Source organism: Nocardiopsis sp. ATB16-24, assembly GCF_030271535.1.
GTDB lineage: Bacteria > Actinomycetota > Actinomycetes > Streptosporangiales > Streptosporangiaceae > Nocardiopsis.
This window is the reverse complement of the sequence record NZ_JASCXJ010000012.1, coordinates 88,513-110,765: the sequence shown is the minus strand read 5'-3', so window position 1 is coordinate 110,765 and position 22,253 is coordinate 88,513. Positions and strand designations below refer to the sequence as shown.

Annotated in this window: 18 protein-coding genes; 9 read left to right on the top strand and 9 right to left on the bottom strand. The window is 69.6% G+C overall.

Features of this window, described 5'->3' with window-relative positions; translation table 11 throughout:
* Window positions 1-130: 130 nt before the first annotated feature.
* A complete protein-coding gene (locus PFX91_RS14765) occupies window positions 131-2,179 on the top strand; it encodes a hypothetical protein (protein ID WP_285732198.1) in 2,049 nt (682 codons plus the stop codon).
* A 60-nt stretch (window positions 2,180-2,239) separates the two neighbouring features.
* Here PFX91_RS14765 and PFX91_RS14760 read toward each other — a convergent pair whose 3' ends face one another.
* Entirely contained in the window at window positions 2,240-3,553 is a 1,314-nt protein-coding gene (locus PFX91_RS14760; protein ID WP_285732197.1) for an acyltransferase family protein, read from the bottom strand.
* Window positions 3,554-3,789: 236 nt separating this feature from the next.
* Here PFX91_RS14760 and pgfA point away from each other — a divergent pair, with 236 nt between their 5' ends.
* The 4 genes from pgfA to dprE2 all read left to right on the top strand — a co-directional run bounded on the left by pgfA (window position 3,790) and on the right by dprE2 (window position 7,858).
* A complete protein-coding gene (gene pgfA, locus PFX91_RS14755; RefSeq protein ID WP_285732195.1) occupies window positions 3,790-4,713 on the top strand; it encodes a cell envelope lipid trafficking protein PgfA in 924 nt (307 codons plus the stop codon).
* Window positions 4,714-4,782: 69 nt separating this feature from the next.
* A complete protein-coding gene (locus tag PFX91_RS14750) occupies window positions 4,783-5,721 on the top strand; it encodes a decaprenyl-phosphate phosphoribosyltransferase (RefSeq protein ID WP_285732193.1) in 939 nt (312 codons plus the stop codon).
* Window positions 5,718-7,073 (top strand): FAD-binding oxidoreductase, encoded by a 1,356-nt coding sequence (gene dprE1 / locus PFX91_RS14745; protein ID WP_285732191.1) that lies wholly within the window; start codon window positions 5,718-5,720, stop codon window positions 7,071-7,073. The genes PFX91_RS14750 and dprE1 overlap by 4 nt, the downstream gene beginning before the upstream one ends.
* 32 nt (window positions 7,074-7,105) lie before the next feature.
* The gene (gene dprE2 / locus PFX91_RS14740) at window positions 7,106-7,858 is read left to right on the top strand and encodes a decaprenylphospho-beta-D-erythro-pentofuranosid-2-ulose 2-reductase (RefSeq protein ID WP_285732189.1); all 753 of its coding nucleotides are present in this window, start codon (window positions 7,106-7,108) and stop codon (window positions 7,856-7,858) included.
* 292 nt (window positions 7,859-8,150) lie between these two features.
* Here the strand turns inward: dprE2 and PFX91_RS14735 are convergent, their stop codons facing one another.
* From PFX91_RS14735 to PFX91_RS14710, 6 genes are all read right to left on the bottom strand, one after another.
* Window positions 8,151-9,152: an oxygenase MpaB family protein gene (locus tag PFX91_RS14735; RefSeq protein WP_285732187.1), complete on the bottom strand. Its 1,002-nt coding sequence runs from the start codon at window positions 9,150-9,152 to the stop codon at window positions 8,151-8,153.
* Window positions 9,153-9,397: 245 nt separating this feature from the next.
* Window positions 9,398-9,979 (bottom strand): GTP-binding protein, encoded by a 582-nt coding sequence (locus PFX91_RS14730; protein ID WP_285732185.1) that lies wholly within the window; start codon window positions 9,977-9,979, stop codon window positions 9,398-9,400.
* Window positions 9,960-10,394 carry a DUF742 domain-containing protein gene (locus tag PFX91_RS14725; RefSeq protein ID WP_285732183.1) on the bottom strand — a complete coding sequence of 145 codons (435 nt, stop codon included), beginning with the start codon at window positions 10,392-10,394 and terminating at the stop codon, window positions 9,960-9,962. Before PFX91_RS14725 ends, PFX91_RS14730 begins: the two co-directional genes overlap by 20 nt.
* Window positions 10,395-10,402: 8 nt before the next feature.
* A complete protein-coding gene (locus PFX91_RS14720; protein WP_285732181.1) occupies window positions 10,403-10,855 on the bottom strand; it encodes a roadblock/LC7 domain-containing protein in 453 nt (150 codons plus the stop codon).
* Window positions 10,856-10,857: 2 nt separating this feature from the next.
* Window positions 10,858-13,392 carry a sensor histidine kinase gene (locus tag PFX91_RS14715; RefSeq protein WP_285732180.1) on the bottom strand — a complete coding sequence of 845 codons (2,535 nt, stop codon included), beginning with the start codon at window positions 13,390-13,392 and terminating at the stop codon, window positions 10,858-10,860.
* A 424-nt stretch (window positions 13,393-13,816) separates the two neighbouring features.
* Entirely contained in the window at window positions 13,817-14,212 is a 396-nt protein-coding gene (locus PFX91_RS14710; protein WP_285732178.1) for a DUF3592 domain-containing protein, read from the bottom strand.
* Window positions 14,213-14,384: 172 nt separating this feature from the next.
* Here PFX91_RS14710 and PFX91_RS14705 point away from each other — a divergent pair, with 172 nt between their 5' ends.
* A complete protein-coding gene (locus tag PFX91_RS14705; RefSeq protein ID WP_285732176.1) occupies window positions 14,385-15,170 on the top strand; it encodes an endonuclease V in 786 nt (261 codons plus the stop codon).
* A gap of 65 nt (window positions 15,171-15,235) precedes the next feature.
* On the opposite strand, the gene PFX91_RS14700 is transcribed toward PFX91_RS14705, so the two are convergent.
* On the bottom strand, window positions 15,236-16,675 hold the full coding sequence (locus tag PFX91_RS14700; RefSeq protein ID WP_285732174.1) for a GuaB1 family IMP dehydrogenase-related protein: 1,440 nt from the start codon (window positions 16,673-16,675) through the stop codon (window positions 15,236-15,238).
* 235 nt (window positions 16,676-16,910) lie between these two features.
* Here PFX91_RS14700 and PFX91_RS14695 point away from each other — a divergent pair, with 235 nt between their 5' ends.
* Window positions 16,911-17,858, top strand: coding sequence for a CDP-alcohol phosphatidyltransferase family protein (locus PFX91_RS14695; RefSeq protein WP_285732172.1), 948 nt, complete (start codon window positions 16,911-16,913; stop codon window positions 17,856-17,858).
* A 103-nt stretch (window positions 17,859-17,961) separates the two neighbouring features.
* Here PFX91_RS14695 and PFX91_RS14690 read toward each other — a convergent pair whose 3' ends face one another.
* Entirely contained in the window at window positions 17,962-19,143 is a 1,182-nt protein-coding gene (locus PFX91_RS14690) for an acyltransferase family protein (RefSeq protein ID WP_285732170.1), read from the bottom strand.
* Between the two features lie 436 nt (window positions 19,144-19,579).
* Between PFX91_RS14690 and PFX91_RS14685 the strand changes: the two genes are divergently transcribed.
* Together PFX91_RS14685 and PFX91_RS14680 are read left to right on the top strand one after the other, a co-directional pair.
* The gene (locus tag PFX91_RS14685) at window positions 19,580-21,415 is read left to right on the top strand and encodes an amidohydrolase (protein ID WP_285732167.1); all 1,836 of its coding nucleotides are present in this window, start codon (window positions 19,580-19,582) and stop codon (window positions 21,413-21,415) included.
* A 6-nt stretch (window positions 21,416-21,421) separates the two neighbouring features.
* Window positions 21,422-22,228, top strand: coding sequence for a M48 family metallopeptidase (locus PFX91_RS14680; protein WP_285732165.1), 807 nt, complete (start codon window positions 21,422-21,424; stop codon window positions 22,226-22,228).
* The last annotated feature ends 25 nt before the right edge of the window (window positions 22,229-22,253 follow it).

Genomic DNA, 22,253 nt, shown 5'->3' with positions numbered 1-22,253 from the left:
GGTGAATCATGTTCCTGTTCTGATCGTGCAAAGCCGGAAGGCCTGCGGTAAGGGCCGGGGAAGAAAGTGGAACGTGTTGTATTCTGGCACCCATCTTCCGGGTTGGCCAACCTGCGGCGGGAGGGAATCTATGCCGCCTGTCCCCCCTACGGCGAGTGAGGGTCCCAAGGCCCCGGAGACATCCGCCGCGGTAAGGGTACGACCTTCGGACTCCGAGATCGAGGAGGAGGGCCCCGCTCTCGGGGAGCGACTGCGTACGGTGGGGGTCGCGACCCGCCGGCTGGCGAGTGATCGCCTTGTACTGGCGGGGCTTGTGGTGGTCGCGGTGGCCGTGGGGCTGCGCGCGTACGTTCTGAGCGAGTCCTACTTCGTCGAGGACGACTACCTGTTCTTCGCCTCCGCCTACGCGGGCACCCTGAGTCCGGAGTACCTGTTCACCCTGCACAAGGGGCACCTGATGCCGGGCGCCCTGTTCCTCGTCTATCTCCAGACCACGTTGTGGCCCTACGAGTGGTGGTTCAGCGCGGGTTCCATGCTGGCCTTCCAGGCCGCCGCGCTGCTCGGTCTCCTCCGTCTGCTGTGGGTGCTGTTCGGTCGTCGCCGGGCCCTGCTGATCCCGCTGACGGTGTACGCGTTGGCCCCGCTGACGGTGCCCGTCCTGGGCTGGTGGTCGGCGGCGCTCAACGCGGTCCCCTTCCAACTCGCCATGGTGCTCGCCCTGCTGTGGACCGTGCGCCACCTGCGCACCGAAGATCCCCGCGCCGCCTGGTGGGCGGGTGGCGCGGTGGTCTTCGGCATGGCGTTCACGGTCAAGGCGATGTTCCTGCCTTTGCTGCTGTTCGGAGTGGCGGTCGCCCACCTCTACCCGGGAGGGGTGGTCGCGGGGGCCCGCCGCGCCTGGAGGCTGCATCGGCCGTTCTGGGCGGCGATGGCCGGTCTCTTCGTCGCCTACACGGTGTTCTACCTCGTGCGGATGCGCGCCTCGGAGGGTGGAGAGGGAGCGGGGGTGCCCGAGGCGCGGCCCGCGCTGACGATGTTGCGCGGACTGCTCACCGAGGTCTTCCCGGTCGGTGCCCTGGGCGGTCCCCTCGAATGGGGGCCGGTCACCCCGACCGGCGGTCTGATCGATCCGCGCGGTGTGGTGGTGTTGGGCGCCTGGGCGGTGTTCGCGGTGATCGTGCTGACCGGCCTGTGGTTCCGGCGCGGATCGTGGCGGCCCTGGGTGTTGCTGCTGGGTTATGTGGTGGTCGTGGACATCGTCCCGACGATCATCGCGCGAGGGCGCTTCCAGGACGTGGCCGCCACCGATCCCCGGTACGTGGCGGACGCGGCCCTGGTGTTCGCCCTGTGTCTGGCCCTGGCCTACCTGCCCACCCGGGAGGAGCGGGCCAGATCCCTGGTCGGCGGTGCGGGAGAGGGGGCGAAGACCGCGGTCGGGCCCTACCGGGTGCGGCCCCGGCGTGGCGCTCGGACGGCCGCGGTGCTGGCGACGGTGGTGTACGCGGCGGCCGCGGGCCACTCCACGTACGCCTACGCCCAGACCCTGAGCGGAGACCGTCTCCACTGGTACCTGGACACCGTGCGGGCGGCGCTGACGGACGTGCCCGAGGAGGGCGGCCTGTACGCGCGTCCGGTCCCCGAGGACGTGGTGCTGGAGTGGAACGGTCAACGTCGCCTGAGCTCCTGGGTGTTGCCGCCGCTGGCCTCGCCCGAGGTCGCCCGCAGGATGGTCGACCCCGAGGAGTCCGACACCGCGTACGTGTTCAACGACGCGGGCTACCTGGTCCCGGCCCGGCCCTCGGAGGGCGGCTACATGTTCGCCCCGGGCCCGGCCGACGACTGCCTGGAGCCCTGGGAGGGGCTCATGTCCTGGCCGGTGCGCGCGGACGGCGGTTCGGACCAGATCGTCTCCCTGGGCTACACGTCCGAGGAGGACGTCGACGTGGTCGTGGCGGTGGGCGACGACTGGATCGAGGTGGAGCTGCCCGCGGCGTCGGAGAACGGCACCTGGTATGTGCCGGCGGGCGCGGTCGGAGAGCAGTTGTCGGTGTTCGTGCCCCAGGACGAGGAGGACCGGGGAGGGCTGTGCCTGAGCTGGGTGTCGATAGGTCAGATGGAGCCGACCGTGGAGGGTGACCCCTGGGCCTCGGAGGAGGACGGGCGCGCGACGGGGGACTGAGGAGCACGGGGCCCGGGCGGGCGCGCCCCGGGTCCGCGAGCGGGCGCGGGCCGCGCTCGGCTAGGTTCGGAAGAACTTGCGGGACCAACGGCGGCAGGGTTCCTCCACCCATCGGTGGGTGGCCATGGCCAGCAGGATCGTCCCGAGGGTCACGGGCACCACGTCCAGCCAGAAGGAACCGGTGAAGATCTCCTGGCCGGTGAAGTCGCGCCACAGGTACAGCACCATGAACTGCCACAGGAACACGCCGTAGGAGATCCTCGCGAGGAACTGGCACACCCGGTGCCGCAGCAGCGTGTCCAGCCACCGGCCACCCCGCCACGCGGAGAGCCGCCGCAGCGGAAGCGGCGGTGAGGTGGGGCGGGGGGCCAGCGCGGCGGGCGCGATCACGAAGAAGGCGAAGCCGATTCCCGTCAGGGAGTCCACCGCCGAGGTCCAGATGTCGCCGGAGCCGATGAAACGGCCACCGGTGGCGTCGGTGGCGTTGAGGGCCAGGAATCCGCCCGCGACCAGCCAGCACAACCCCGGGGAGGCCGCGATGGTCCGGCACAGACGGCGCACCGGACCGTCCGGGCCGGGTTCGCGCCAGGCCCACTCCGAGAGCACGGCCAACGCCATCCCCGCCGCGAACAGCCCCATGGCCCGGGGGAGCCAGGCGTGCATGTACTCGCGGGGCTCGGGATAGAACTGCGGGACCAGTGCGGCCAGACCCAGCACGGCCAGCACGAGCAAGCCGGTGAGCAAGCGTCTGCCGCGGGCGTCCACGTCCCCGCCCCGGCGTGCCCACAGGGCCAGGACCAGACCGAACAGCGGCAGCAGCAGGTAGAAGCTCACCTCCACCGACAGACTCCACATCTGGCCCAGGCCGTAGGGGCCGGTGCCCACCCAGGAGGGGTCGGTGTCGAAGACGAAGGTCAGGCTCAGGACCTCCCACCAGTACCTGGGCGAGCCGATCTCCTCCTGGGAGTAGACGAGCAGCGCCACCACGGCCACCAACCAGTAGGCGGGGAACACGCGCGCGGCACGGCGCCACAGGTAGGGACGGGCACGCGGCCCGCGCACCCCGGACAGGGCGGCACGGGCCCAGGGCCTGTACAGCAGGACCCCGGACAGGGCGAAGAACAGGGGCACGGCCAGGTCGAAGGCGGAGAGCAGCCCGCCGACCACCCCGGGCGCCAGGGAGTCACCGGTCTCGGTCGCCACGTGGAAGACCAGGACCATCATGGCGGCCATGGCGCGGATGCCGTCCAGGCTTTCGTGTCGACCACTCACCTGGGGCAGGACCAGTGCGGGATCGGGGGCCGACGAGGGGGTGCGTGCGCCGCCGGAGGGGGCGCCGGTGGGCTCCTCGGGCGCGGTGGGAGTGGGCGCCATGGGCCTTCCAGATACGGGGAGGAGTGCGGAACGTCGTTCACTAGAACGTGTTATAAAAATTTCGACACGCCCTGGTGACGCCGTTCCCTACCGGGCAGTACTCTACCCGGAACTGAACCTAGTTTCATAAGGGTGTGTTCGATGGACGCCGCACGTGGTAAGGCGATGACGCGCGCCCTCCGAATATGCCTTGGACCCAGTTCCAGATCTGGACTCTCATACGCCCAGGAGGGCACATGCGCCGTACTGTTGCGGTCGTTCTCGTCGCGTTTGGGGTCTTCTTCCTCGCCCTTGCACCCATGACGCGTACGTGGCTGTCGAGCTCCCTGATGAAGACCCCCCTGGACTACTACAGCGAGACGGTCCTCACCGCCGAGGGGGCCACCTACTTCAACATCGAGGACGTGGAGCTGGTCGAGAACGCCAACCTGGAGGCCAACTCGACCATCCGGGCCGACGTGGCCTCCAGCACCGACGAGACGGTGGTGTGGGACCAGTTCACCTGGCTCAGGGACGCCGACACCGACTTCGGCATCACCTCCACCAGCCGTCGGGCCGGGCACGACCGCGTCACCGGTGAGGCCGTCGACTGCTGTGACGCCATGATCAACGACGAGGCCGTCGCCCAGAACGGCCAGGCGTGGAAGTTCCCCTTCTTCACGGAGCAGCGCGACCACGACTTCTTCGAGACCACCGTCCAGGAGAACGTCCCCATGCGCTTCCAGGGGACCGAGGAGGTCAAGGGGGTCGAGACGTACAAGTTCGTCCAGGAGGTCGAGGACGAGGTCGTCGGGGAACGCACCCTGCCGCGCTCGGTGGCCGGCCTGGAGGGCGACGGCGACGTCACGGGCGACGAGGTCTTCTCCATCACTCGCACCTACTGGATCGAGCCCGTCACCGGCTCCCCCCTGAAGATCGGCGAGGCTCAGAACCGCGTCGTCGTCGTGGACGGGGAGGAGGTCCTGACCATCCTGGACGCCGACCTGGTCTCCAACGACGAGTCGATCCAGAACGCCGTGGACAAAGCTGACGCGGGCCGTACCATGCTCCCCCTGCTGCACACCACCCTGCCCATCGTCAGCCTCGTGGTCGGTGTCGGATTCATCGGCATCGCCGTCATCCTGCTCCTCACCGGTCGCCGCAGTGACCACCACGGCTGATCTCCCCACCCACCCCGCACCGGTGCGCCCGCTCGGGCGCGCCGGTGCGGGCGTTCCCGCCTCGGGGCCATGGTGACGAAAGGGGTCCCGGACCCGGGGGCCGCGGTGGACGAGGGCCGGCACGGCGTCCTGGGGAGGGCGGCCGCCCTCCTCCGGGCATGCCGCCCTCGACAGTGGCTGAAGAACCTGCTCGTCCTGGCGGCCCCCGCCGCGGCCGGGGCGCTCACCCGCCCCGAGACAGCGGCGACCTGCCTGGCGGTGTTCGTCCTGTTCTGCGTGGCGGCGAGCGGTACCTACCTGCTCAACGACGCCCACGACGTCCATCGTGACCGCGCGCACCCGCGCAAGCGTCACCGGCCGGTCGCCTCCGGAGACCTCCCGGTCCCCGTGGCCGTGACCGCGGGGAGCGTGCTCTGCGTCGCCGCGCCGTCGGCCTCCCTGCTCCTGGACGACATCGCGCCGTCCCTCCTGCTCACCGGGTATGTGCTGCTCACGCTGGCCTACACCCACCGCCTCAAGGACCTCGTGGTGGTCGACCTGGTCGCGGTCGCCGCCTGTCACGTGCTGCGCGCCGTCGCGGGGGGCGTGGCGGTCGGGGTGCCGCTGACCTCATGGTTCGTCATCGTGGTGTCGTTGGCCGCGCTGTTGGTGGTGGTCGGTAAACGCGAGGCCGAACTGCGCGCCGGAGGGGTCGGGGACGAGGGCGCGGAGGCGATCCGACCCGCCCTGCGCGGCTACACCACCGACTACCTGTCCCAGACCCGCAGCATGGCCTCGGGCGCCATGATCGTCACCTACTGTCTTTGGGCCCTGGACCAGGGCGACGGACCACTGACGCTCTTCCACGCGGTGAGTATCGTCCCCTTCATCATGCTCGTCCTGCGTTACAACCTGCTCGTGTCCCGGGGAGTCGGCGAGGAACCCGAGGAGATCGCTCTGCGCGACCGCCCCCTGCAACTCGTACTCGTGGCGCTCGTGACGCTCGTAGGACTGGGGATCTACCTGTGAACGACCGGCGAACCCTTCTGCACGGGTGGGGGCGCACCTCGCCCACGGCCGCCCACGTGGTGCGTCCGCGCACACCCGAGCAGGTGGCCGAGGCACTGGCGGGGGCCGGAGAACGCGGAGCGCTGCCGCGCGGGCTCGGTCGCTCCTACGGAGACGCCGCCCAGGACGCGGGGGGAGTGGTGCTGGACTGCACCGGACTGACCGGTCCCGTGCGCCTGGACGTCGAACGCGGCGAGGTCACCGCGCCGGCGGGGACCAGCATGGACCGCCTCATCGCCCACCTGCTGGAGCGCGGCCTCTTCGTCCCCGTCACCCCCGGAACCCGTCACGTCACCCTCGGCGGGGCGGTCGCGGCCGACGTCCACGGTAAGAACCACCCGGCGGACGGCTCCCTCGGCGCACACGTACGCGCGCTCACCCTGGTCACGTCCGATGGGAGCGCGCGCCGTCTGCGCCCCGAAGGTGACGGCTCCGACCTGTTCTGGGCGACGGTCGGGGGCATGGGCCTGACCGGGGTGATCACCGAGGTGACACTCGCGGTGATCCCGGTCGAGTCCGCCTACATGCGGGTGGACACCGACCGGACCGCGGACCTGGAGGCCACCCTGGACCTCATGGCACGCACCGACCACCGCTACTCGGTGGCCTGGTTGGACCTGTTCGCACGGGGAGGGGACCTTGGCAGGGGAGTGGTCACCCGAGCCCACCACGCGCGCACGGGCGACCTGCCGCACGCCCTGCGCCGACACCCTCTCCGGTACGGGAGCACGAGTCTGCCGCTCCCGCCCCTCACCCCGCCGGTGGGGGTGGTGAACACGTGGACCGTCGGTGTGTTCAACGCCCTCCACCACGGACGGGCGCCCCGCCGCAGACGCGGCCAGGCGCGATCCGTGACCGCCTACTTCCACCCGCTGGACGCCCTGCGCGGATGGAACCGGATGTACGGGCGTCTGGGTGTGGTGCAGTACCAGTTCGTGGTGCCCTTCGGGGAGGAGGACACCCTGGCCGGTATCGCCGCGGACCTGTCCACGGCGCGGGCGCCCTCGTTCCTGGCGGTCCTGAAGAGGATGGGCGGGTCGACGCCCGGACCGCTGTCCTTTCCCCGGCCGGGATGGTCCTTGGCGGTGGACCTGCCCGCCGACGTGCCGGGACTCGGTGCGATGCTGCACGGGTTCGACGAGCGGGTGGCCGAGGCGGGAGGCCGCCTGTACCTGGCCAAGGACAGCCGGGCCCGGGCCGAGACCGTGCACGCCATGTATCCGGAACTTCCCGCCTGGCGTCGGGTCCGGGACCGGGCCGACCCCGACGGGGTCCTGATCTCCGACATGGCCAGACGCCTGCGACTGCTCTGAGAGCGACGACTGTGGAAGGGACGGGGAGCGCCGTGCGCGACTCGGTGGGATCGGTGCGCAGCGTACTGCTGCTGGGCGGCCGTAGCGAGATCGGACTGGCCATCGTCGAGCGGCTGGTCAGGGAGGGGGCCCGCGAGGTGGTGCTGGCCGCGCGGGGCGGGGTGGACCCCGTGCCGAACGCGCTCACGGGTTCGGGCGCCACCGTGCACTCGGTGGAGTTCGACGCCGCCAGAGCCGACACCCACACCGGCACCGTGGCCGAGGCCGTGAAGCTGGTGGGCGACCTGGACGTGGTGGTGGACGCCTTCGGGGTGCTGGGCGAACAGTCCGAGTACGAGGCCGACCCGGTCGCCGCCGCGCGCGCCGCCACCGTCAACTACACCGGACACGTGTCCGCGGGCCTGGCCGTGGCCGCCCGTCTGCGCGAACAGGGACACGGGACGCTGGTGGTGCTCTCCTCCGTGGCCGGGGTGCGGGTGCGCAGGTTCAACTTCGTCTACGGTTCGGCCAAGGCGGGCCTGGACGGTTTCGCGCAGGGTCTGGCCGACTCCCTGCACGGCTCCGGCGCGCGTGTGCTGGTGGTCCGGCCCGGCTACGTGCCCACACGCATGTCCGCGCACGTGGATCCGGCGCCCTTTCCCACGACCCCCGCCCAGGTCGCCGAGGTGGTCGCGGGCGGTCTGCGCTCTGGTGCCACGACCGTGTGGGCACCGCGTGTACTGCGACCGCTCTTCGCCGGGATGCGGTTGATGCCGCGCGCCCTGTGGAGGCGCCTGGGCCGTTGAGACGGGGGCGGGGAGGAACCCGACGCGGGTCGCGACCTCGTCACCGGCCGGGTCCACGTCGTGCGCCACGGCCACGGGCCGTCGCGGGGCGCGCTCACCGAGGCCCGTCCCGAGTTCCAAGGGAACTCGTGGGCGTCAAGGATCCGTATGCTCCGTGCGCGGTCGGCCTCGACGTTCAGGTTGTGGGCCCGGCTGTGGAGGGCGGAACGCTCCCTGCGGTTCCTCGGAGGGAGGGAGAAGCGGGGGGTAGGGCACGCGGCCGGGCCGCGTGCCATGGGTGGGGCCGCGGACGTCACCTCTCCGTGGGTTCGGGCTCCCCCGTCTCCGGCGTCGTCGTGAGGGCTTCGGAGGCGGAGGCCGGTGCCAGGCCCTGGCCCGGGGCGGGGACCCGGGAGCCCGTGGCCGCGATCTCCTCGGTGATCATGCCGTGCGGCACCGGGCATCCCTGGGGGAAGGTGCCGATACGGGACGGGTCGTAGCCGTCGGGGTAGCTGCGGATGTTGGGGCTCTGCCGGGCGAAGCGGGGTTCGGTGCGCGGGGGCATCAGCCGTACGATCCGCGCCCTCAGTTTGAGGGCGCCGGAGCTGATCTTGCGCCAGGCGGTCGAAGGTTCGGGGTAGCCGAAGGCACGGATGAGAGGCTCGTCCAGCAGCGCCTTGGTGAAGGGGCGTACCAACGGCCGCTGCCAGGCGGGGTAGAAGTTCACCATCAGTTCGAGGGTGGCGTCGGAGACGGCCCGGCCTCCGTCGCTGTAGGCGAAGTGCTCGTGCTCGTAGGAGTCCATCAGTTCACGGAACTCCGCGTAGGTTCCGGGGATGTCCTTGATCCCCATGTGCTTGCCGAGCTTGCGGTAGTAGTTGGTGCCGGCGGCGATCTCGTGGTCGGTGAGCCTGCGCCAGCCGTAGCCGTAGTCGTTGAGCCACCGTACGGGCATGACCACGAACGTGCTGAGCACGTACAGGTAGTCGTCGTTGCTGATGTCGTAGGCGCGGTGCATCTGGTTCATCCGGCGCAGCGCGTCCCGGCCTCTGCCGGGGCCGAAGCCGTGCTCCAGGATGTCGTTGAGGATCAGCGCGGTGTCGTCGTATCGGCGCTGGGTGCGCTCGGTGAACTCGCCGGTCCGCCCCAGCAGTTCGCCGACGCTGGGTACGGCGTAGGTGCGGTACAGGGCCAGACCCAGGGCCTGCTCGATGTCCCACGGAAACTCGTGTGCGCTGAGGATGCGCACGATCTGTTCGCAGTCGGCCTCTGCGTCCAGGGCGTGGATCCGGTCGCGCCACTCGAACCGCTTCATGGAGTTCTCCAGTCACCTTTGTGCGGACCCGTGCGAACGGGTCCATGGGCTGCGGGTGGGTGGTGCCTCACAGGCGTCCCACGGGGCGCACTTTACCTGGAAGCCCTTGGTGTACAGCGGTTCTGGGTACCAGTAATTTGTCGGGAGTCATCAATTGTGTCCTGAATGTGCGCTTGTGACTGCTTTGAGGGTGGCCGATGAGAAAAGGGCCGGGGGCGACGCCCCCGGCCCTGATCACGCGCCTCTCAGGCCGCCATTTGTTCGACCACGCGGTTGACCAGCGTCAACAGTACGTTCTTGGCCGACTCGCGTTCCCGGGCGTCGCACAGCACCACCGGGATCGCCGGGTTCAGACTCAGCGCCTCCCGGACCTCGTCGGGCTCGTAGGTGTGGGCGCCCTCGAAGCAGTTCACCGCCACCACGAACGGCACGCCCCGCCGTTCGAAGAAGTCCACCGAGGCGAAGCAGGTCTCCAGGCGGCGCGTGTCGGCGATGACCACCGCCCCCAGCGCGCCCTCGGAGAGCTCCTCCCACATGAACCAGAACCGTTCCTGCCCGGGCGTGCCGAACAGGTACAGCACCAGTTGCTCGTTGATGGTGATGCGACCGAAGTCCAGTGCCACGGTGGTGGTCGTCTTGGACTCCACCCCGGACAGGTCGTCGATGCCGTAGCTGGCCTCGGTCATCACCTCCTCGGTGCTCAACGGTGCGATCTCACTGACCGACGCGACCATCGTGGTCTTACCGGCCCCGAAACCCCCCGCCACGAGGATCTTCAGAGCCGCCGGAACAGGCGCCTGTGCGTCGTCAGAGTCTTTGGATGCCATCAAGAACCGCCTGGAGTACGTCCCGGCTTACCGGGCTCTTCGCTGTGTAGGGAGCACGGGCCAACGCGAGGCCGCGGTTGAGGAGGTCGCTCAGCAGGACCTTGACGACGGCCACCGGGATGTCCAGGTGCGCGGACACCTCGGCCACCGACTGGGGGCGACGGCACAGCTCCAGGATGCGGAGCTGCTCCGGCTCCAGCGCCATCTCGTCGACCTCGGCCCGCTTCGCCGCGATCACCACGCTGATCATGTCCAGCTGGACGGTGTCCGCGTGGTCGCGGCCCTGCGCGATCACGTAGGGCCGAACGAGCGGTCCCGCGTCGTCCACGGACTCCTCGTCGTATCCGCCGACCACATCGCGTTGTGGCAGGTCGTGCGGCCTCTCCTCCGGTGAAGATCCGTTGTGCGCTTGCATGCCGTCCCCTAACGTGAGGCTTCTCCGGAAGCGCCCTCATGCCTGGGCGCGGCGTCCATGTAGCGGCCCACCTGCTCGACCAGCACGTTCATCTCGTAGGCGATGAGGCCGACATCGGCACTCTCCTCGGCCAGCACGGCCAGGCACGCGCCACGTCCGGCCCCGGTGACGAACAGGTAGGCGTTCTCCATCTCCACCACGGTCTGGAGGACCTGGCCGCCGCCGAAGTGGCGTCCGGTGCCCCGTGCCAGGCTCTGGAAGGCGGACGCCACCGCGGACAGGTGCTCGGCGTCCTCCTTGACCAGGTCGCGGGAGCGTCCGATCAGCAACCCGTCCGCTGACAGCACGATGGCGTGTCGAGAGCCCACCGCGCGGTCGAGCAGCTCGTCCAACAGCCAGTTGATGTCCTTGCCCGCACCGCTTCCGTTGTCACGCTGGGCGCTTTCGGGAGTACTCGTCACGGTTACGTGTCCTTGTCGGTCTCGTTGGTCTGCTGCTTGCCTTCGCGCCGTCCGCGGTCGGTCCCCTGCTGGAACGCGGACATGTTCCGGCGTAGGCGAGCCAGCCGCTCCGTGTTCTCCTGGGGTGTGCTCGGGGCGGACGTGCCGCCCTCCGCGGGGCCGTTCCCCGAGTCGGTCTCCAGGCTGTTCGCCAGCTGCGGTGCCAGGTTCTCCTGGGGGCGCCGCTTGGGCAGCGGCGGCCTACCGCCTCGGGCTTGGACCATGCTCGGTGACGCGGCCCCGGAGTCCGGGGGGGTGGGAACCGTGCTGATCGTCGGCTTCCGTGTGGGCAGGGCAGGGCGGCCCGTGGCCTCGGATTCGATGGGAGCGTCGCCCAGGAGGTCTTCGTCTCTTCCGGCCCGGGGTCCCTCGGAGGGGGACGTGGCCTTGCCCGCGCCCTCCTTGTCCGGAGTGGAGACCGGGGACAACACGGGCTTGGCGCCGTTGCCGGGCTCCGGCGTGCCGGAGCTCCGCTCGAGGATCTCGCGCACGTCCCACGTGTTCTCGGCGGTGTCGCCCTCGGGGAGGGCGGTGCGTTCCCCGGAGATGAGCTCGTGCGGCAGCAGGACGATCGCCTGTACGCCCCCGTAGGGGGACGGGCGCAGGTGCACGCGGATGCCATGACGGTGTGCCAGACGTGAGACCACGAACAGGCCGAGGCGCATCTTCTCGTTCAGGCGCATGACGTCGAACTCGGGAGGACTGCCCAAAAGCTCGTTCGCGGCCTCGAACTCGCTCTCGGTCATGCCCAGGCCGCGGTCCTCGATCTCGATCGTCACACCGTTGGGCACCTCCTCGCTGCTCAGGCGCACATGGGTGTGCGGCGGGGAGAACATCGCGGCGTTGTCCACCAGCTCGGCGACCAGGTGGATGACGTCGGCCACGGCCGGACCGTTGAGGTGCACACGGGCCATGCGCTCGCGTTTGACACGGGTGTAGTCACCGGACTCGGAGATGGCGCCGCGCAACACGTCGATCAGCGGCATCGGACGGTGCCAGGTGCGTCCCGGCGCCTCACCGCCCAGGATGAGCAGGTTCTCGGCGTTGCGGCGCGAACGGGTGGCCAGGTGGTCGAGCTTGAACAGCTGGGCCAGCTGCTCGGGGTCCTCCTGCTCGCGCTCCATCGCGTCCAACAGGCGGAGCTGACGGTGGACCAGAGTCTGGCTGCGGTGCGCGATGTTGAGGAACACGCGATTGACGCCCTGGCGCAGTTCGGCCTGCTGCACCGCCTCGTCGATCGCGGCGCGCTGGGCGGTGTTGAACGCCTTGGCGACCTCACCGATCTCGTCGTCCTCCACGGTCAACGTGGACATGGTGGCCTCGGTGTCCACCCGATCACCGGCGTGCAGACGCCGCATGAGCTCGGGAAGACGGTTGTCGGCCAGGTCGTTGGAGTCGTCGCGCAGACGCAGCAGGCGCTCGGTGAGCGTCTGGGAGGAGCGGCGGGCGAGCAGGAAGGCGACCACGATGACGGCGGCGACGCCCAGGCTGCCCCCCAGGGCCACGAGCACGGCGCGGTTGGCGCTCGCGCGAAGGAGCGCGGTGGAGTACACGGCCTCGTCGGCGCCGATCTCGGTGAACTCGGCGAGCACGTGATCGTAGGCCTCGGACCACTCGGCCTGGTCCACCGGCATGGACAGGTCCTCGACCTCGTCGGGCATGAGGGTGATCGGGTCGGTGACCGTCTCGGTGGTGACCTGACGGTCGATGATGGCGTCCTGCATGCGGGTGAGGGCGGCGTACTCCTCGCTCTCCAGCACCGCGGTCAACCGCTCCTGCTGGCCGTCGCCCTCCAGGTAGTGGCCGTTGGCGGAGAGGAAGCTCTCGTAGGCCCCGACCAGCTCGGTGAACTTGCGCTGGTCCTCCAGCGTGAGCTCGTCGTTGGCGAAGGCGCGCGTGATCTGTGTGTCGGTCTGGGAGAACAGGTCCACCGCGCGAAAGACGTAGACCGCGGTGAAACCGGGGCTGACCGCATCCCCGGAGGTGCCGTAGCGGCCCTGGCTGTCGAAGCTGTCCGCTCCGTGCAGGACCAGTTGGTTGTAGTAGTCGAGGACGTCGCTCCGGGAGGCCTCTCCCGAGTCCACCGACTCACGCATCGCGCCGATGTCCTGGTACCGCTCGTGCAGCAGTTCGATGTGGAGACCGCTGTCACCGGCGGCCAGGTCGGCGAAGTCGATCAGCTCCTCGACGACCACGCCCATGGAGTCGTCGGTGCGCTCCCGGGCCTGTTCCAACCGGCTCTCCAGATCGGGGTCCTCGGGGTGTTCGAGGTAGGCGATCGTCTGTGAACGCTCCTGCATGATGTCCACGAGGCCGATCGCGGCGGGGATGACCATTTCGTCGGTGGCCTTGGAGCGGAGGAGCTGGATGACCGCGTCCCCGGTGAGGACGAGGGTGAGGATCAACCAGAGCACCACCAGGGCGGTGACGGGGATCATGACCATCGCGCGGATACGGGCGGTGATGCTCCGGCCGCTTCTTCTGGGTACTGCCTGCACGGTTCTCCTGTCGATCCGCGTCCGGGGTCCTTCGGGGGTGGGCCTTCGTCACCGGGTACCTGGGGTCCGGTACCTCACGGCCCGCCTGTGCGTGGCCCTCCGCCCGCGTGCGGCGCCCTCTGGGGGCTTCGGCCCGGGACCATCGCAGGGCGACCACGAACGCGGGATTTCGGCGTGGGGATCGTATCTCGCCGATGAAACGCTGAAATATCCGGGACGGGGGCAGTCTGCCACGAAGAGCGAGGATGTCCACTCGGAAAGAGGGGTGTCCACTTCCCAGATGCCTGTTAGGAGTGTTCTCTCCTGTTAAGGATGTGACAATAGGACAAAGGTCACATACGCGGGAGGTGTGCGCAACCTGCGCTCCGACCCGTTCGTCGCTTCGTCTCCGATCTCGGGTGACGCGTCCACGTTCCGCACACGACTAACGCCACTCCAGATAGCCCAACAGCAGTCCCGTGGACATCAGGACCACTCCCAGGGCCGCGAACATGCCCCGGACCCAGTGCGACAGCCACGGCGCGGCCACGATCCGGGCCAGGTCGGGCCGGTCGGGGTCGTAGGCGACGGTCACGATCTCCCCGGAGCGGGAGGCGGTCCATCCGGTGTTCTCGTGTTCGGCGTGCACCTCCTGGCCGTCCTCGGTGCGGAACTGCACGATCATGCGCGAGGCCGTGGAGGTCTCGTGGTAGCCGATCACCCGCGCCTTGGCCCGCATCCCGTGACGGACCAGGCGGAGTTCGACACGGGTGTCGCGCGCCACCACCCAGAGGATGACCACACCCGAGAGAAGGGGGAGCAGGGGGTAGAGGTGGACCATCGCGGGCGTCCTCCCAAAGTTTCCAGGGGACAGGCTGACATGGCGACGGTACTGCTCGAAGGGTCGTACACGTTCGGGACCCGCGCGGTCACGTGAGGCGTGGGCGGGAAGCGATCCCGAGGTTGGGATTGGATGGGGACCGCGGATCATCGAGGGAACAGGAGGAACCAGGGTGTCGGAGATCGCCGAACGGGTCGCGCGTGTCCTGGACGACCCCGAGAACTGGCCCGACGACCCCAAGGAGGCCGTCGCGCTCCAACGGCGCCTGGCCGACCGGGTGCGCGTGGAGCCGCTGGACGTGGACGCGGTGCGGCTGGTGGCGGGCCTGGACGTCAGTTACGCCAAGGACAACACGGCCCTCGCCGCCGCGGCCGTGGTCATGGACGTCCGGACCCTGGAGGTGGTCGAGTCCGTCACCATCTCCTCCGAACCCTCCTTCCCCTACATCTCGGGACTCTTCGGGTTCCGCGAGGCACCGCCGGTCCTGGAGGCGCTGGGCAGACTGCGGGTGACCCCCGACGTCTACCTGTGCGACGGCTTCGGCCTGGCGCATCCCCGTCGGTTCGGGGTCGCCTGTCATCTGGGGGTGCTGCTGGACCTTCCGGTGGCGGGTTCGGCCAAGTCGGTGCTCTACGGCAGACACAGCGTGCCAGGGAACGAACGGGGGGACTGGACCCCCATGGTCGCCGGACGCTCGGAGGTGGTCCCCGACTCCTTCGCGCTGGCCGAACAGGGCCGCGAGGTCATCGGGCGCGTGTTGCGTACACGTGTGGGCGTCAAACCCGTCTACGTGTCCGTCGGACACCGGGTGGACCTGGAGGGCGTGGCCGAGCTCGTGCTGCGGTTGGCCCCCCGGTACCGGGTGCCCGAGCCGGTCAGGTACGCCGACAAACTCTGCGGCGAGTACCGCAAGGCGGTACTCGCCGAGAAGGAGGAGGGAGGGGACGCGGCCCGATAGCGTGTTCCCTCGGGCCGGCCGCTCTGGCGGACCGGGCGGCCGACCCTCCCCACCGGGCCGGTGGCCTACCAGCTGGTGTGGACCGGGCGCCCCTCGTTGTAGCCGGCCGCGGACTGCACACCGACCACGGCACGCTCGTGGAACTCCGCCAGGGTGGTGGCGCCGGCGTAGGTCATCGAGCTGCGCACCCCGGCGATGATCTGGTCGATGAGGTCCTCCACCCCCGGCCGCTCCGGGTCCAGGTACATCCGGCCGGTGGAGATGCCCTCCTCGAACAGGGCCTTGCGGGCACGCTCGAAGGGGGAGTCGTCGGAGGTGCGCAGGCGGACCGCACGGGCCGACGCCATGCCGAAGCTCTCCTTGTACTGCCGGCCCTCGGCGTCGCGCATCACGTCGCCCGGCGACTCGTAGGTGCCCGCGAACCACGAGCCCACCATCACGTTCGAAGCGCCCGCGGCCAAGGCGAGGGCGACGTCACGGGGGTGTCGCACACCGCCGTCCGCCCACACGTGCCGACCCAGCTCGCGCGCCGCCTCCGCGCACTCCAGCACCGCGGAGAACTGGGGACGGCCCACGGCGGTCATCATGCGGGTCGTGCACATCGCCCCCGGGCCCACACCGACCTTGACGATGTCCGCGCCCGCCTCGATCAGGTCGCGGGTGCCCTGCGCCGTGACGACGTTGCCCGCCACGAGCGGCACCTCGGGCGACAGCGAGCGGACCTTGGCCAAAGCGGTGGCCATCTTCTCCTGGTGACCGTGCGCGGTGTCGATCACCAGCGTGTCCACGCCCGCGGCCAGCAGGTCGGCGGCCCGGCCCGCCACGTCTCCGTTGATGCCCACGGCGGCGGCCACGCGCAGGCGTCCCTCGGCGTCCACCGCGGGGGTGTACAAGGTGGAGCGCAGGGCGCCCGTGCGGGTGAGCACGCCCACCAGGGCGCCGTCACCGTTCACCACGGGTGCGAGTCGGTGTCGGAAGTCGTGCAGGATCCCGAAGGCCTCACGCGGCTCGGTGCCGGCCGGGATGGTCAGCAGTTCGGTGGACATCACCTCCCGCAGTTGCGTGAAGCGGTCGATACCGGAGCAGTCGGCCTCGGTGACCACACCGAGGGGACGGCGGGAGTCGTCGACCACGATCACGGCGTTGTGCGCGCGCTTGGGCAGCAGGTTGAGGGCCTCCCCGACCGTGCTGTTGGGGTTGAGCGTGATGGCGGTGTCGTGGACCAGGTGCCTCCGCTTGGTCCAGGCGATGACGTCGGAGACCACATCGATGGGGATGTCCTGGGGGATGACCGTGATCCCGCCGCGTCTGGCGACGGTCTCGGCCATTCTTCGCCCGGCGACGGCGGTCATGTTCGACACCACCAAGGGGATGGTGGTGCCGGTTCCGTCCGGCGAGGACAGGTCCACGCTCAGCCGCGAGCCCACCGCGCTGCGGTTGGGGACCATGAAGACGTCGCTGTAGGTCAGATCCTGTGGGGGAACCCGGTCGTTCAGAAAACGCAATGCCTCACACCCTGGTCGAGACCGAAAGGGGGTGGACCATTCGCCGCTCACGCGGGCGACCGCCTGTTGATCCCCCTCTTACCAGACAAGTATGACGCGATGGATTAGGTCGAAGGCCCTCCGGTCTGGCATGATGACTCGGATCTTCGCCGACATCGCCCTCCTCCCCGTCCTCGTCAGCGTGTCGTCGAGCGCCGGGACCCTGGTGGGGGGAGGGCCTTCCTGGAGAACCCGCATGCCGCGTTTCACGTTCGCGCAAGTCAAGGAAGAGACCTACAAGGCCAAGGACGCCTGGTGGACGGTCTTCCTTGTGGACCCACTGGCCGGACGCCTGGTCGTTTGGACCGCGAACCGCACGAGCATCACCCCCAACCAGTTGACGCTGGGAGCCGGGGTGCTCGGACTGTTCTCCGCGCTGTGCTTCGCCGCACCGGCCTTCGTCGACGGCAACGGTCGGCCCTGGTTGCTGCTGGGGGCCCTGCTGTTCCACCTCAGCTTCGTGCTGGACTGCATGGACGGCAAGATCGCCCGGCTGAAGGGTACGGGTTCGGTCTTCGGGAGCTGGGTCGACTTCGTCTTCGACCGCATCCGGTTCTTCGGCTGTGTGATGGCCCTCCTGCTCGGCCAGTGGGCCGTCACGGGCGAGGTCGCCTACCTGATCGTGGCTCCCGTGGTGGTCTTCTTCGACCTGCTGCGCTACCTCAACGGTACGCAGGTCGCCAAGACCCGCAGGTCCATGAAGCAGAAGATCGCCGAGCTGACCGGTGACACCGACCAGTTGCAGGCCGTGGGGCGGAGCGAGGCCGATCCCGAGGACGACGAGATGGCCGACGTCCCCGAACGTCAGGAGGGGGCCGCCTCCACCGGCTTCTACCCGCGTGTGCGCGATGCGCTGTTGCGGCACCGGGTGCGCCCGCACCTGTTCAGCGGCATCGAGTTCGAGATGTTCCTGTGCGTGGTGGCCCCGGTGACCGTGCTGGTGGCCTTCTTCACCCCGTTGAACAGTCTGATCATCCCGGTCGCGGTGTTCTCCGTCGTGGCCCTGGCCTTCTTCGAGCTGGTCCTGGTGCTGCGGCTGTGGAAGGACACGCGCAGGTTCGAGGCGCGTCGTCGCACGCTGCTCGCCTCCCGGGCCGTGGGCGCCGACCAGGCCGGCGTCTCGGCGTCCGGCGGCGGAAGCTGAGTCCGACCGCCACGCGGTGGCGGGAGGACGGGCGGGGCGGTGCGCCACGGCGCACCGCCCCGCCCGTCCTCCTCGGTCACCCGGTGATGCCCTGCGAAGAGGGTCAGGTCTTCGCCTCGTCCCGGTCCTCCTCCTTCGCCCTGGAGGTGTCGTCCTTCGCCCCGGAGGTCGGGCTCCGGTTCTCGGGGCGAAGAGGGGAGTCCTTGCGCAGGAACCATGTCAACTGGGGCTCCACGGCCCACCGCATGCCGCGGCGTACCCAAGGGGCGCACAGGACGAGGGTCAGCACCAGGGCCAGCGCGATCGTGGTGAGGAGCCCCATCGCCCCGGACATGAGGTCGTACCAGGGCGAGGCCTTGAGCAGGAGCAGCGCCACCGAGTGCCCCAGGTACACGTAGAGGGTGTAGGCGCCCAAGGCCGTGAACCACGTGCGTCGTCTCGGCGTCAACGCGAGCATGGCGATGGTCATCGCCAGAGCCAGGCCCATGAAGGCCAGCCGGAGGCCGAAGCTGGGCAGCAGCGGATCGATGTCCCGGTCGGTGAGGCTGTCCCTCCAAAAGAGCCAGTCCCGACTCAGGTGGTCGGAGATCGGCACGGCCAGGACCGCCGTCGCGCCCAGGACCAGCACGGACGCGATCCGGACCCACAGCCTGTCCAGGTGGGCGAAGTGCTCGCGGCGCAGGCTCAGCCCCAGGACGAAGAACGGCAGGAAACTCAGGACGCGGCCCAACGACAGCGTCCCTCCCAGGTCGGCGGTGGCGGCGAACATCGAGACGGCCACCGCGATGAGCACCGGCCAGCGCAGCCGCTTCCAGACCGGTACGCTCAGGCGCCAGAGGAAGAGGGCGACCAGGAACCACAGGGTCCAGGTGGGCTTGAGCACCGACAGGGAGTCGGGCATGCCGCCGCGCTCGACGAAGTAGATGCTCTGGTGGACCGTCCAGAAGAGGAGATAGGGCACCGCGAGGGACAGGACCAGTTTCTCCACCCGGTTCGACGAGGCGTCGAAGGACCGGGACAGGTAGCCGCTGATCAGGATGAACGCGGGCATGTGGAAGAAGTAGATCCAGTAGTACAGGGCACTGGTGGGCCCGTAGTCGCGTAGTGGCTCGATCGCGTGGCCGACGACGACCAGTGCGATCAGGATGAACTTGGCGTTGTCCAGACGTGCGTCACGGTTCGGTGAGGGTGCCGACTCAGCGGATGTCGTGTCCTTGGCCAGGGTGGTCGCGCCTTGCCCCGGTTCCGGACTCTGGGACGCCGGACTGATTGCGGATGAGGCCACGAGTGGACTCCGAGATCACTCTGTTTCTGGGACATGTGCGTGTTGTCCCCGGTCGCGTGTTCGTGACCGGGGCCGACGGGACGGGCCGGTACGCGGCAGGGATCGGTGTCGCATGGCGGGCGAGGGGGCACCGTGGTTTCGGGCGGAGGAACATGTGCTGCGTTACCTTACTGTGATGTAGCAAGGGATGCCAGCAGTTCTCCCCTTGATTGAGGAAAGTCACCGAAACCCTCCCCACACGGAACCTGTGGGACCGGTGTACGAGGGCGGCGCGGCGGGGGATGGCTTTCCGCATGCAGACCCTAACTCATACGACACGCCGAGGCACACCGTGGGTGAACGCGCCAGTGTGTGCCGGTGATCGGGTGCGCCGATAGGCTGTGCGGTCAGATGCCCGCTGGGCAGTTCCGACCCAGTCGAGATACGGAAGAAGGCGGTGGAAGCCGTGCCGCACGCGGTGGACCCCGACCGTGCCGCCCAGCACGGGAACGCGGTCATGCGACTCCTCGACGAGCTCTTCCCGCTCGTGGAGGGGTTCTACGTCGATCTGCACAAGAACCCCGAGCTCTCCCACGCCGAGCACCGCACCGCCAGCGCGGTGGCCGAGTGGCTCGTGCGAAGCGGTTACGAAGTGCACAAGGGAGTGGGCGGAACCGGCGTCGTGGGCATCCTGCGCAACGGCCCCGGCCCCACGGTGATGCTGCGCGCCGACATGGACGCACTTCCCATGGAGGAGAGGACCGGACTGCCCTACGCCAGCACCAGCCGCACCACCGACGCCGACGGTGTCGAGGTCCCCGTCATGCACGCGTGCGGGCACGACGCCCACACCGCCTGCCTCGTGGGCGCGGCCGACCTCCTCGCGGAGACCCGTGACGAGTGGGCCGGGACGGTGATGATCGTGGCCCAACCGGGGGAGGAGACCCTCGACGGCGCGCAGGCCATGCTGGAGGACGGGCTCTTCGACCGGTTCGGCCGCCCCGACGTCGTCCTGGGCCAGCACCTGGGTCCCCAGCCCGCCGGGCTGATCTCCCATCGCGCCGGTATCATCCTGGGCGCCTCTCACTCCTACCGGGTGCGGGTGTACGGGGAGGGAGGCCACGCCTCTCTGCCGAACACGACCGTGGACCCGGTGGTCATCGCCGCGAACATCGTCACCCGTCTCCAGGGAGTGGTCTCGCGCGAGATCAGCCCCAGTGAGATGGCGGTGCTCACCGTCGGCAGGATCCAGGCCGGGACGAAGGCCAACATCATCCCCGACGAGGCCTACCTGGAGATCAACACCAGGGCCCTGAACGACAACGTCGCCATGTTGTTGGAGACGGCCATCGAACGGATCGTACGCGCGGAGGCGGCCGCCTCCGGCGCCCCCCGCGAGCCGGAGATCGAGTGTTTCCAGAGTGCCGGCGTCACCTTCAACGATGCCCAGAGCACCGCCGCCGTCGCCGCCGCGCACCACGCCTACTTCGGTGACGACTACGTCATCCACCTTCCCGACCCTTCGCCGGCGACCGAGGACTTCGGTTACTTCGGCCTGCCCGGGGACTCGCAGCCGATCCCGTACGTGTTCTGGTTCGTCGGCGCCACCCCGCACGACGTGTGGGAGGCCGCCCCCGGGGCCACCCCGTACGAGAAGATGGGCAACGTCCCCAGCAATCACTCGCCGTTCTTCGCGCCCGCCCGCGAACCCACCCTGCGTGCGGGGCTCGCGGCGATCACCGTCGCAGCCCTCACCTATCTGGGCAGTGACACCAACAAGGGTCGTGCCTCCGCCGCCCCGGCGGGAACGGCCTTCCCCGGCCCGGCCCCCGAGGCCCCCGCCGATCCGTACGCGACCACCGGGGGCTCCTTCGAACCGCCGGTGGACCCACCCGCGCCGGACCCGCGGTCCGCTCCTTTGGGGCCGCCTCCGTCCGGTTCCCCCTTCGGCTCCAACGACGCCTACGACAGCGCCTACCTCGCCTCCTCCTGGGCCGGTCCGGAGGAGGACCACTCCACAAGGACCCATGACACCGACATGGACTCGGTGATGGGCGCCCAGGACCGGGAGTCGCGCGACGAGTGGCGTGGCGAGAGGGCCGAGGAGTCGACGATGTCCGCGGACATGGCCGCCCTGTTGGAGGACGACGACCTTCCGCAGGGCACGCCCCCGCCCCAGGGCCCGCCGGCGGGCCCCGCCTACGGGGGACCGCCGCCGCAGGACGGCGCGCACGACGGATCGCCCGGCTCGGACCCCGACGACGACCGGTCCGACCCCGACCACCGCCTCTGACCACGGATGGGGGTTCTCCTCCCCTGGCGGTGGGGTGACCGTCGTCTGCGCAGGTCCCTGCGTCATCCCCGGGAGATCCCCCTGCTCGTCATGTGCGTGGGGGTCACCCTGTTCACCGTGGTGGGCGCGTTCAGTCGAGCCTACTCCGGTGACCCCAACGAGCCGCTGTTGCTGCTCAGCATCCCCGCGCTCGTGTACTTCGTCCGCGGGCAGCTGTACGCGCGTCAACGCGTCAACGGCGTGCGCATCACGGAGGAACAGTTCCCCGAGGTCCACCGGATGGTGGTGGAGGCCGCGACCGCGTTCCACATGCGTCGCGTTCCCGAGGCCTACGTCGTACTGGGCAACGGTGTGATCAACGCCTTCGCCTCCGGGCACGGGTTCCGCCGCTACGTGGCCGTCAACAGCGACCTGTTCGAGGTGGGAGGGCGCCTGGCCGACCCCGACGCGCTGCGGTTCGTCATCGGTCACGAGGTCGGGCACATCGCCGCCGGTCACACCTCCTTCTGGCGGCAGTTCGGTGTCTCGGTGGCCAACGTGATCCCGGGGGTGGGCGCCACGCTGGGACGCGCACAGGAGTACACGGCGGACAACCACGCCCACGCGTTCTGTCCCGAGGGCGTCCAGGGGCTGCGGGTGCTCGCGGCGGGCAAGTACCTGTACAAGTCCGTGGACTTCGACGACATCGCCGCGCGCGCCCGTACCGACACCGGCTTCTTCGTCCTGCTGGTCAACCTCCTGTCCAGCCACCCGGTGAACACGTTCCGGTTCGCCGCCCTCGCCGACCGCGACAGACCCGGCCGCGTCCTGTGAGGGCGGTGTCGTTCCTCTCGTGTCC